The organism is Peptococcus simiae, from assembly GCF_046569735.1.
GTDB lineage: Bacteria > Bacillota > Peptococcia > Peptococcales > Peptococcaceae > Peptococcus > Peptococcus simiae_A.
In genome coordinates this window covers 86718-98309 of sequence record NZ_JBKICG010000006.1, presented here as the reverse complement: position 1 = coordinate 98309, position 11592 = coordinate 86718, and the positions used below count along the sequence as shown (strand labels likewise).

General features: G+C 61.6%; 11 protein-coding genes. 1 reads left to right on the top strand and 10 read right to left on the bottom strand.

Annotated features, from left to right (window positions below; all coding sequences use genetic code 11):
* Positions 1-104: 104 nt before the first annotated feature.
* From ACLGL1_RS03980 to ACLGL1_RS03940, 9 genes are all read right to left on the bottom strand, one after another.
* Positions 105-533, bottom strand: coding sequence for a hypothetical protein (locus tag ACLGL1_RS03980; protein ID WP_411007496.1), 429 nt, complete (start codon positions 531-533; stop codon positions 105-107).
* Complete coding sequence (locus ACLGL1_RS03975) at positions 514-1086, bottom strand: TetR/AcrR family transcriptional regulator (RefSeq protein ID WP_411007495.1); 573 nt, start codon at positions 1084-1086, stop codon at positions 514-516. Before ACLGL1_RS03975 ends, ACLGL1_RS03980 begins: the two co-directional genes overlap by 20 nt.
* A gap of 142 nt (positions 1087-1228) precedes the next feature.
* A complete protein-coding gene (locus ACLGL1_RS03970) occupies positions 1229-2200 on the bottom strand; it encodes a hypothetical protein (protein ID WP_411007494.1) in 972 nt (323 codons plus the stop codon).
* A gap of 96 nt (positions 2201-2296) precedes the next feature.
* A complete protein-coding gene (gene rpsT / locus ACLGL1_RS03965) occupies positions 2297-2560 on the bottom strand; it encodes a 30S ribosomal protein S20 (protein ID WP_411007493.1) in 264 nt (87 codons plus the stop codon).
* Positions 2561-2730: 170 nt separating this feature from the next.
* The gene (gene holA / locus ACLGL1_RS03960; protein WP_411007492.1) at positions 2731-3717 is read right to left on the bottom strand and encodes a DNA polymerase III subunit delta; all 987 of its coding nucleotides are present in this window, start codon (positions 3715-3717) and stop codon (positions 2731-2733) included.
* Positions 3714-5102 carry a D-alanyl-D-alanine carboxypeptidase family protein gene (locus tag ACLGL1_RS03955; RefSeq protein WP_411007491.1) on the bottom strand — a complete coding sequence of 463 codons (1389 nt, stop codon included), beginning with the start codon at positions 5100-5102 and terminating at the stop codon, positions 3714-3716. Before ACLGL1_RS03955 ends, holA begins: the two co-directional genes overlap by 4 nt.
* Before the next feature lie 89 nt (positions 5103-5191).
* Positions 5192-7414, bottom strand: coding sequence for a DNA internalization-related competence protein ComEC/Rec2 (locus ACLGL1_RS03950; RefSeq protein WP_411007490.1), 2223 nt, complete (start codon positions 7412-7414; stop codon positions 5192-5194).
* Positions 7415-7447: 33 nt separating this feature from the next.
* The gene (locus tag ACLGL1_RS03945) at positions 7448-8089 is read right to left on the bottom strand and encodes a helix-hairpin-helix domain-containing protein (protein WP_411007489.1); all 642 of its coding nucleotides are present in this window, start codon (positions 8087-8089) and stop codon (positions 7448-7450) included.
* A 9-nt stretch (positions 8090-8098) separates the two neighbouring features.
* Entirely contained in the window at positions 8099-9604 is a 1506-nt protein-coding gene (locus ACLGL1_RS03940) for a hypothetical protein (RefSeq protein ID WP_411007488.1), read from the bottom strand.
* A 222-nt stretch (positions 9605-9826) separates the two neighbouring features.
* Here ACLGL1_RS03940 and ACLGL1_RS03935 point away from each other — a divergent pair, with 222 nt between their 5' ends.
* Complete coding sequence (locus tag ACLGL1_RS03935) at positions 9827-10690, top strand: hypothetical protein (protein WP_411007487.1); 864 nt, start codon at positions 9827-9829, stop codon at positions 10688-10690.
* 62 nt (positions 10691-10752) lie between these two features.
* Here ACLGL1_RS03935 and ACLGL1_RS03930 read toward each other — a convergent pair whose 3' ends face one another.
* A complete protein-coding gene (locus ACLGL1_RS03930; protein ID WP_411007486.1) occupies positions 10753-11535 on the bottom strand; it encodes a PhzF family phenazine biosynthesis protein in 783 nt (260 codons plus the stop codon).
* Between the last annotated feature and the right edge of the window lie 57 nt (positions 11536-11592).

The following is an 11592-nucleotide window of genomic DNA, read 5'->3' as shown; positions in this document are numbered from 1 at the left end:
GCATGGTCCCAAAGAGCTGTCAACTGTTTTTTGGCCTTTTTTTCTTTTTTGCAAAAAAAGCCTGCACTAGGCAGGCGCCGGCGAAAATGGCTGACCCCTCTCAACTAGAAGGGCTTGACCCGCCGGGCGGTCAGCCGGTACTGGCGGAAGAAGAGCAGGCCGGCCAGGGTCAGGGCGGCCCCCAGGCCGCTGTAGAAGACGGCGATACAGATATCCGGCAGGAGCCGGAGCTGGCGGAGGCTGATGCCCAGGCTGATCATGAGGGTCATGACGATAAAGCCCTTGCGGTCTAGGAAGCGGTAAAAGGGCTGGAGGGTCGGGTAGGCGGTGATGCGGGCGGTATTTTTACGGACCAGGGGGCCGAAGACAAAGTGGATGAAGGCGTAAAAGATGGCCAGGGTCAGGAGGCCGTCTAGGCAGTTGAGATAACCGGAGAAACTGATGAGGCCAATCCGGAGGACATTCAGGCCGGCAAGAAGCCAGACCAGGCCGGCGATAAAGAGGAGTTGTTGGTTAGTAAAGGCTGGACGCATGGGGATCCTCCTTTTCTAAAAGGGCGACCAGGATGGCCAGGAGGTCATCACAGTTGGACCGGTGGTCACTGGCGGCGTATTTGAGGTGGGTCAGGGCAAAGTGGACGACTTGGTCCGGGGATAGGCCTGTCTTGGCGGCGGTGGCGGGCCAGTGGGGGTCGGCTTCCAGGGTCCGGACCAGGGCGGCTTGGATGTGGGCGTGCATGGCCTGGAGGCCGGGACTGGTGGCCATGATGGTCCGGTGGTCATGGGCGGCCATGAGGTCGGGGTACTGGGCCTGGGCGGCCTGCATCCGGCTGTAAACCCAGGCCAGGGCCGGCAGGAAGGCTTGGGGCTGGTGCTGGTTTTGGCCATGGAAGGCTTGGAGCCAAACGGACCGGATGACGGCTTCAATAAGGGCTCCTTTAGAGGGAAAGTAGTTGTAGACGGTGCCGACGGAAACGCCGGCGGCGCTGGCCAGTTTTCTGACGGTCAGTTTTAAAAGACCTTCCCGGGCGGTGAGGGCCCGGGCGGTGGTCAGCAGGGCTTCTTTAGATGTAATGGGGCGGTTCATGGCATTCCTCCATTAAGGCTGGCAAGGCTATAAAAATGAACGTCGTTCATTTTTATATTATAGCAGACCGCCGGGCCGGTGAAAAGGGACCTGTTTAAAAAGGGCATGAAAAAAGCCCATCGCTGGGCGATGGGCGGGCCGCTTATCTGGGCCGGTTCATTTGAAGTTCTTCTAAGATATCGTCAATGGTTTGCAGGTCTTTCCCGATGACATCCATTTCCCTTTCAAAGATATCGGTGACCTTGGCCAGGACGAGGTCGGACTGTTCCAGGGCGGCCTGGAGGGTTTGCTCCGCCCGGACCCAGTAACCCTGGTAGTCATCTTCGGCCTTATCCATGTAACGGTTTAAGATATTGACGGCCTGTTGCCGGGAGCTGGTTAAGGCGGTGCGGGCTTCGGTGAGCCGCTGTTGGGACAGGATTTGGGCCCCGTCCAGCTTGCTTTTGATGTCGGCGTCGACTTCATCGTAGCGGGCCTTGATTTGCTCTTCGGTATCCTGGAGGAGCTCCTTGGACAGGACGCGGGCATCGTTAACAATATGGTCCGCTTGAACGGTGGCTTCGGCGATAACGACTTGGGCCCGGGCTTTGACCCGGCGCAGGGGTTTGTAGGTCTCATCGTTGTGCCCATCGGCGGTAAGGGCGTCCATGAGGTTGTCGTCGGCAGCGGGCCCTTCAGACTCACAGTAGGCCAGGAGTTCTTCAACCAGGGCCAGGGTGCTGGCCCTGTCGATGATGACGCTGTCTTTGCGCAGGAGGGGGCTGGGGGCCTCGATGAGTTCATCGGCCAGGGCGGAGAGTTTTTCCGTTAGGGGTCGGCTACCGTCGGCGATGATGTCCCGGCGGCTGGCCGGGACCGGGGAGACTTCCGGGGGGTCCGGGGCATCGGCAGGGGTCTCTTCCGGGTAGGGGTCGACCGGATCATCCAGGTCATCCGCCGGAACATAGGCTTCCCCTTCATCTAAGAGACTTTCGTCCAGGGGGGTATCGTTAAAATAGGCCTCGTCTTCAGCTGGGGCCTCCAGTGCCCGGGAGACGTCTCGCGGGTCATCCGTCTGGGCTGCGGACCCATCAGACGGGGGATGGGTAGGGGGCCGGTATTTATCGTCTGACATCTCTTTCCTCCTCTGCTACAGCTACTTTGTGGGCATGGGACGGCAGGCCGGGCCTGCTATAAAAAAAGCCACCGACAGGTGGCACAGCAAGCGTGATTACGCCATGTTGTTAAAAGCTTTTGCGATTCTGGATTTTTTGTTGGCCACGTTGTTTTTGTGTAAAAGCCCTTTGGAGCCGATTTGGTCAATGCGTTTGATAGCGACGGCCATGGCTTCCTTAGCGGCCTCTTTATCTTGAGCTTCAACGGCTTTGTCAAAATTCTTGATCGCGGTACGCATAGCAGTCAGTTTGCTGTTGTTGCGCACCCGGCGAACGTCAGCCACTTTAGCACGTTTTTTAGCGGATTTAAGATTTGCCATACAAAACACCTCCCTTGACTTGGGTTACAAATAGCATGGGCTTGCCCCATGCTATGAACCATTTATTGTAACAATCCTCATTATATCATTTGAAAGCTATGACTACAAGAAAAATTTTGCCGGGATACCGGCCCAGGAGGTTTTTTAGGCCGGAGGGCCGGCGGATGGGCCTAGCGCCGGCTGGTGATGGCAATGAGGGTTTCCCGGATGAGGGCTTCTTCATCGAGGCCGGTCAGGGTCTTGACCCGGATGTCCTGGTCCAGGAGGTAGCTGAGCCGGTCGACCAGGCGGCCGGTGGGGATGCCCCGGGCCTGGGCCAGGGATTTTTTGATGACGAAGGGGTGCTTGCCCAGGCGTTTGGCCATGTCGGCCTGGGTGCGGTGCTCGCTCTGCAGGCCCTGGACGGCCAGGAGGGTCCGGGTGGAGTCGATGAGTCGGGCCAGGACCTGGGGGGCGGACTTCATTTCACCGGTGCCCAGGAGGTCGTCATAGGCGGCCAGGGCCTTGGCGGTTTGGTTGGTCATGGCGGCGTCCAGGAGGGTAAAGATGGTGGTCTGGACGCTTTTGGAAAAGACCCGGGCCAGGTCTTCGGCGGTAAGCTTGTCCTTGTCGACGTAATAGAGAAGAACCTTGTCCAGCTCGGCCTGGAGGGTGGCGGCGGTCCAGCCCCGGGCGGCCTGGAAAAGGAGGGCATCGGCCTCGTAGTCCAGGCTTTTGCCGGCGGCTTTGAGGCGGTCCCGGGCGGCCCGGTGGAGGCTATCGGGCTTGGGTTTGGTGCAGTCGTGCCAATCGGCTTTTTCGGCCAGGGCTTTGAGGAACTTGCCGGGGGTGGCGTCGGTTTCCAGGCGGAAGATGAGGCCATGGACCGGGTTGGGGTTATCCAGGTAGGCCAAGAGGGCCTTTTGGTCCTCGGTCAGGTGGCCGCCGGGGCGCTTTTCCAGGGCAAAGGCGGGGTTTTTGACCAGGGTCAGCCGCCGGTCGGCGGCAAAGGGCAGGGTGGCGGCGGCTAGGATGACGGCGGCGGCCCCGGTATCCGGACCCAGGGTTTCAAAATTAAAGGGGCGCACCTCTGCCGGGAGCGCCCCTTGGATATAGTTGTCAATGCCTGTGTCTAAGGCGTAAGCGTCGTCACCGTAGAAAACGGCGAGGGCCTTCATCGGTCATCACCCGGGTATTCCCGGTGGATGGTGTAGGTGGTGCGGCGGTTTTGCTCCTTCCGCACCCGGTCTTCCAGGCCGCGCCGGCCCCGGTCAGACCCCTGGGAGGGGTTGTGGGGAAGGCTGGCTTTGGGGGCCTGGGCACTTTTCAGGGCCCGGGTCGGCGGACGACGTTTTTTCCCTTGATGGGGGCTCTTGGGCCGCCGGCGGCTCAGGGCGTAGAGGCGGATAATGACCAGGGCCAAAAGGGCTAATAATAGGACAATGGCCAGGCACTTCCACCAGTCGAAGGGTTTTTTCACGTCATCCAGGGCGACCAGGGGGACGCCGGTGGCCTTGCTCCCCTCACCGACCTTGGCTTCCCCGACGACATCCCCTTTTTTGATGGGGAGGTCGATTTTATTGAGGACGGTGGCGACATCCGGTCGGAGGCTGTTGCTGGAGACGGTGGTAACGCTGACGTCCTTTTGGGCGGCGACCCGGAGTTTCTGGTCACCGGCCAGGGTCAGGGTGGCCAGGGGGGTGTCCTTGCTGATGAGCTTCATGCTCTTGGTGTTTTCCATGCCGAAGGTAAGCAGGTTTTCGATATCGACATAAAGGCCCGCTTCGCTTTCGGCACCGGCTACGACAGCAATGACGGTTCGGCCGCCATGGGTATAGCTGGCAGCCAGGTGGAGCTTGTCTTCCTTGCTGCCCTTTTCATTGGAGAGTTTGAGGCCAATGCCGTCTTCCATAATTTGTTGGAAGCCATTGGCATTGGGGATATTGTCATGGGCGAACATTTCGCCATTCCAGTTCATGGTGGGCTTGAGGGTATATTCGACGTATTTTTTCAGGCTGGAGGCCTTGGCGGCCAGGAGGGCCATGTCATGGGCAGTACTCTTTTGTCCCTTGGCACCACCGTAAACGCTCTTGAATTCGGTGCTGTTCATGCCCAGTTCCTTGGCCCGGGCATTCATCATGGCCAGGAATTTTTCCTCGGACCCGCCAATGTGGACAGCTGCGGCGTAGGCGGCGTCATTGGCGTTATAGACCAGGATGGCTTCCAGGAGCCGGGAGAGCTTGAATTCTTCATTTTTCCGCAGGAAGACGGTATTGCCGGAATTGATGGCGGCCGGCATTTCCGGGGCGGTGACGGTATCTTTTAAGTTGCCCTTTTCGATAATCAGGACAGCGGTCATCATTTGCACCAGGCTTTGGGGATCGAAGGTTTGGTCGTATTTTTTACCAAACAGGACTTCATGGCTATCGCCGTCCATGACCACGTAAGAGGCACCGGCCACTTCAGGCAGGCCTTCTTTGAGGACATCGGCATGGGCTGCCGGCGGCAGAAGGCCGGCCACAAGGGATAGCAGGAGCCACAGGGCTACAAGCTTCTTCTTCATTAGATCACTCCTTGACACAGGGTTGGATTTTTTATCATTATACCGCTTTTTGATAGGAATATCCATAGGCAAGACCGGGGCCGGTCTTTTTAGGCATAGGGGGTGCGGACTTCCAGCCCTTCCGCCTGCCGGAAAACATAAAGACTGCCGGCCTCGGCGGTCAGGTAAAAGGGGATCTCGGCCCGGCGGTAGGCAGCCCGGACCTGGGGGTGGGGGTGGCCGTAGCGGTTGTGGGGGCCGGCGCTGCAGCAGGCCAGCTGGGGCCGGTGGGCCCGGAGGTCGGCCGGGTCCAGGCTATAGCGGCTGCCATGGTGGGGGACCAGGAAAATGTCGGCAGCAGGCCGGTCCCAATGGGCCAGGCTATCAGCCGGGCTGTCGCCGGGAGCGGCCAGGGAGAGCCGGCCATCTGTCAGGTAGGCAGCGAGCTGGTTGGCATTGGCTCCGTCTTCGCCACTATTTAAGAGGGTCAGGCGGAGGGCCAGGTCCTTGAGGCTAAACCTTTCCCGGTCGGCCACCGGGACCAGGGCCGTATCAGCCAGGCGGGGGGCCAGGGCTTGTAGGGCCTCTTCCTCCATTAACGGGGCGGGGATAAAGAGCCGGTCCACCCGGACGTCATCCAGGAGCCGGGCCAGGCCATTGATATGGTCGCTGTCGCCATGGCTCAGGATGACCCCGTCCAGGCGGTTGACGCCCAGGACCCGCATGGCGGCGGCTGCCCCATCGGTGCCGGGTCCGGTATCTAAAAGGAGGCGGGCGCCGGCGGGGCTCTGCCAGAAGGCACAGGACCCCTGGCCCACATCCAGGACCAGGCAGCTGAGGTCATCCCGGACCGGGGTCCAGAGGAGGGCCACCATGACTGCCGGCAGGGCCAGGGCCAGGATTCGGTGCCGCGAGTCGATGGCCTTGAACCGGCAGCTGATGACCAGGCCCAGGATGAGCAAGGCATAGGCCAGCAGGACCATTTTGAAGGAGGGGGCGCCGATGTTCACATGCCGGTCGGCCAACCAGGCCCCGGGGACCTGGACCAGCCAGATGAGGAGGGCTGCCAGCCGGTCTGCCAGCCAAAATAGGAATAAGGATAAGGGCGGCAGGAAGGGACCGGTCAAAAGACCCAAGAGGACCAGGGGCACGAGGACCCCAACAATCGGCACAAAGAGGACATTGGCCAGGACGGATAGGGGGGTCCAGAGGTTGAAATAATAGGCCAGGAGGGGCGCCCCGGCCAGTTCGGCGGCTAAGGCTACAGCCAGAGTGCCGGTCAGGGCCGGCGGCAGGGGGGCCAGCAGGCGCTGGAGGGGCCGGATGAGGAAGACCAGACCGGCGGTTACGGTAAAGGACAGCTGGAAGCCGATTTGCCAGAGGCAAAAGGGGTCCATGAGGACCAGGGCCAGACCGGCATAGGCCAGGATGCTGGGCGGGTCCCCATAGCGGTAGCTGCCCAGGGCCAGGAGGGCCAGCATGGCCATGACCACTGCCCGGATGGCCGAAGGCGGGGCCCCGACCATGAGGGCATAGCCGATTAAAAGGGGGGCGGCCAAGAGGAGCCTGGCCCAGGGCGAGGTCAGCCGGAAAAGGTGCAGGATGGCCATGATGAGGCCCAGGATCATCCCCACATGGAGGCCGCTCACTGCAAAGACATGGACCATGCCCAAGAGCTGGGCCCGGTGGTAAAAGTCCGGGTGGAGGCCGGCGGTTTCCCCCAGGAGGATGGCCCGGCTCAGGGCAGCCCCTTCCGGGGAGAGCCGACCATCCAGGCTGGTCTGCATATACCGGGCCACCCGGTCGGGCAGGCTATCCGCCGGGGGCAGGGCCCGGACCGCTTCCTGGGCCCGGGCCACAGCAAAGGCCCCCTGACCATGGAGGTATTGGGCCTCATCAAAGCCACCCGGGGCCCGCCTCTTAGCCGGCGATTCCAGGCAGGCGGCCACCCGGATCCGCTGGCCCCGGTGGAGGGGGGACTCATCCCCGTAGGCCCGGCGGAGGGAGACCCGGAAGGACTTATCCAGGGGCCGGTCATCGACCCGGTCCACTTGGACCAGCTGGCGGGTCGGGCTGCTTTTGACCACCCGGGCAGTCAGGAGGACTTCCTGGCCAGTATCCAGGGGCTCCGGGGGCAGGGCCACCGCCCCCTGGCCCCAGAGGCCGCCGGCCAGGGCGACGATGATGGCCAAGGGCAAGGCCCACTTGGCCGGCCGACAGGCCCAGAGTAAAAGGGGGACGGCCAGGAGGGGCCAGTAGACACCGGCCAGCAGGAGCCGACCAATGATAAAGGCCAGGGCCAGCCAGGCGCCGGTTCTTTTCAGATGCCACATGCCATCACCCCCGATGATTGGTCGTCAAGTGTGTTAGAGTTGGATATCGGCCGCCAGGCGTTCGTAGGTTTTGTCGCCAATGCCGGAGACTTCTTTTAATTCTTCCAGGGCCCGGAAGCCGCCATGGGCCTCCCGGTAGGCCACAATGGCCTGGGCCTTGGCCGGACCGATACCGGGCAGCTTTTGCAGCTCTTCCACTGAGGCGGCGTTAATGCTCACCGCCCCGGCCCCGGTTGACCCGGTGCCGACCGTACCGGGCGCCGGAGCCGGCGGGGCCTCGCCTTGGCGGGGGACGGCGATTTTAGTCCCGTCGATGAGTGGTTGGGCCAGGTTGAGGGCATCCAGGTCGGCCTCGGGCAGGGGGCCGCCGGCCACTTGGATGGCGTCATTGACCCGAGCATCGGCCGAAAGGGTGTAGACGCCGGGCTTGGCCACAGCCCCGCTGACGTGGACAGTGGCCTCGGTGGGCTTGTCCTTGTCCTCATCCAGGGCTGCGAATTCATCCGGGGCGTCGGTTTTGATGAGCTTGGCCGTATCGGCAACGACAGGCAGGCGGTCCTCGCCCGTAGGGCCCTGCTGCCAAAACCAGACCCCGGCTAAAAGCAGGGCCAGGATGACCATGGCCCAGGTCCGTCGACCGCCATGGTCATCCAGCCAATTGAAAAACTTATCCATGGTCCCCTCCTAGTCTGTGACAGAGAAACGGATAATCCGCCACTGGCCGGCAAAGAGCTGGTAGCGGATGGCAACCTTTCGCCATTCACTCCGGCCGGCGTCATCGGTGGCCACCAGCTGGAGGTTGCCTTCAGCCAGGCCGGAAACCGGGTTGATGACCCCCTCTATCCAGCTGCCTTCCACATGGCGGTTGGCGGCCAGGGGCTTGTCGGTATCGCACTGGTCGGCCATGGTCTGCTTGACCAGGTCAGTGCCGGCCAGGTCCTGGAGACTGGCCAGGCCCGCCGGGTCGCCCAGGAGGCTGTCACCAAAATAGCGGACGGTGTCGGTCAGGGCCTTTTCCAGGCCCAGGGGGGCGTAGAGCCAGGGGCTCTGCCAGGTTTTTTCGGAAAGCAGACTGCCGGTGGTCAGGTCCAGCTGTTCGGCAGCCGGCCCGGCACACTGGGCCCTTTTTCCGGTCGGGTCCACCAGGAGACCGGCACCGGATAGGGTCAGCCGCTTCTGCTCGTGGCCGTCCGGGGCCAGGATATGGCAAAGGTAGGCATCCTTATCCGGCTTGGCGGCCTGCTGGACGCCGTTGTCGCCGATCCAGTAGATGCCGCCATCGGCAAAGAAGCCGGCCTGGTAGACATATTGGTCAGTGATTGTGAGGGCCTTTTCCGGGGCGTTAAAGTCGGTCACCAGGGTCAGGCCAAAGCGCTGGTCGCCCAGGAGGAGGACCCCGGTCCCATAGGCATCCAGGTAGCTGCCCCGGCCCAGGGCCCGGACCGTTTCCCGCCGGTTATCGGCGATGACAGTCCAGAGGCCCTTTTCCAGGTCTTTTTCCTCCTGCCGCCATTGGTTGGCGTAAAAGTAGGTCTTGCTCAGGGGGGCCATATCATAGATCCGCTCCTGCATTTCATAGAGGGGGACGCTCCGGCCGGTATCCGGATAATAGGCAAAGGTCCCCCGGCCCTGAGGAGTCATGTAGAGCTTGCTGGATTCTGTAGGAGAAATAAAAAGGTCGGCCAGCCGGGTGGGGCTGGCCATATCTGCCGGGCCGTCCAGGCTCTTACGGCGGAGGTCTCCGGTGTAGAGCTGGCCGCCGGCCAGCCAGTAAAGGCGGCCGGTGGTCCGGTTGACCCGGACCTGGTCCGGGGCCGGCACATAGCTGTCTAAAACCGACCGGGTCCCGGTTTGCAGGTCCTCGATGAAGAGGGTGCCCCAGGCGGTGGGCGGAGCCAGGATCCCGGTGGATTCGAGCCCCATGGGGTTGGAATCGGCCCGAAAAAGCCACATGACCTGGGCCTCTTCATCTATATAAATAGGGCTTTCATTGGGAGCCGGCGTCATCCCCGGGAGGGCATCGTCCTTAAAGGGCTGGGGCCCGTCAGCGGTAATGACGCTCACCAATTCATCTTTATTGGTCTCCCCCCGGTTGACCATGTAGACCTGGTCGTCCCGGTAGAGACTGTTCTGGCATGCACTGGTCAGGAGCAAGATAGCCAGCAGGCATGCCACTCCGGTTTTTTTCATGATAACCTCCTCCGGCCGCACCGCCGCCCGGGCCGGCTTGTCGTCGCCGGGTGGTAGGATCCCTGACCCGGCCCTTGTATATTCGCTTCCGTATCCGTATAATAAAGCCACCGCCCGGGATGGGACAGGGATGGCCCGGTCCGGCCCGGTGGTGTAAGATTACCTTAAGTATACCTATTGGCGCGGCGCTCGTCTAGTAAGGCCGGCAGAAAGGAGACCGCTATGGCATTTTACCCCCAGCTCTTTAACGCCTCTCTCCCGGGCAAGCGGGACGATACCTTCTACCTCCACCACGACCCGGCAGCCTTTGAGGCCCTCTGGCAGCACCCGGACAACCGCTACCACAGCCTGGCCGCCTGGCAGGGCCGGTATGACCTGGTCAGCCTGCCGGTGACCCATGAGCTTATTGATATCATCATCTACCGACCGGAAGGCAGCGGGACCCTGCCCAGCTACCACGCCCATATGAACGGGCCCTCAGTTTGGGAGCTCCTTCCCCAGTATGCCGCTGTCCAAGACCTGCCCGAGGCCCATGTAGCCACCATGATTATGGGCCTCTTTACCCCCCATGTCCAGGTGGTCCTGCCGGTGGATGTGCCTACCCGGCATGTCCTGACCCCAGAGGCCCAGATAGAACCCTTTTCCGCCCAGGTCTGCCTCCTGGCCAAGTCCCTGGACCTCTTCCGGACAGAGAAGGAATACCTCAAGGCCCTGGTCCAGGCTGAGGGTCTTCCGGTCATGCCCGGGCTCATCGTGGCCCCGGCCTTTGCCATAAACCGGACCACCACCGAGGATGGGGACTATATCATTGACCACGAGGCCCGCTGGGCAGCCGACCGGGTGGGCCGGCGGGAAAATTATGTGGTTGGCTGCGGCCAGGTCCGGTATGTAGAGGACCTGCACCTGGACGGGGCCCCCTTTGCCTGCGCCATCCAACTGAACACTTTCTTTGGCGGCCTCACCCTCTGGGCCAGCCCGGAAAACCTTGACCACCGGCCGGCCCAGCCCGGCGACTTATGTTACTTTATCGGTAACCTATCCGCTGACTGCGCCATTTATGCAGCAGCTGGCGGTTTTGGCCATTAAAAATCCGCCCTTGGGCAAGTTGAGCCCAAGGGCGGATTTTTTTGTTGCTTTATATTGTCACTTTAATCTTCCGGGAGAAAGATTTCCCCCCGGGAAAAGAGGGCTGCCTGCCCACCGAGTTGGACCCGGTCTCCAACCAGACGGCCGTCAATATCGCCACCGCGGGCTGAAGCCTGGTAGCCCTTGAGGGCCGGCTTATCCAGGACCCCGGCCCAGTAGGGAAAAATATGGCAATGGCCTGACCCGCAGACCGGGTCTTCCGCTATGCCAAGCTTGGGCGCGAAGGACCGGGAGATGGCGTCATAATCCTCTCCCTGGGCAGTCACGTGGACCAGGAGCCCGTCCAGGTCAGCCAGTTTGTCCTGGTCCGGGGCCAGGGTGCGGACATCCTCCTCCCGGTCCAGCCGACAAAGGAGGTCCCGACCCAGGTAGGCCTTAATCGGACGGACCCCCAGGGCCTCGGCCATCCGGTCGGTGACCGGGACCTCTGTCAGGTCATAGGCCGGGAAGTCCATCCAGAAGAAACCCTCTTCTCGTCGGACGGTCAGGGTCCCGCTCTGGGTTTGGAAGGCCACCTCATCCTTATCTGGGGTCAGGATGGTCAAGACCACAAAGGCGGTGGCCAGGGTAGCATGGCCACAGAGGTCTATTTCCGCTTCTGGGGTGAACCAGCGCAGGCGATAGCCGCCGGCTTCCTCTGTTAAAAAGGCCGTTTCAGACAACTTGTTTTCAGCAGCGATCTTTAGCATGGTTTCATCGGTCAAGGGCCGGTCCGGTAGGCAAACCGCCGCCGGATTCCCCTTAAAGACCTGGTCGGTAAAGGCATCTACGATAAACTGTTGCATAAGGATCCCTCCCTGGTTGGCGTGCTCCATATCTACCAAGGACTTACCCGCTGGGCA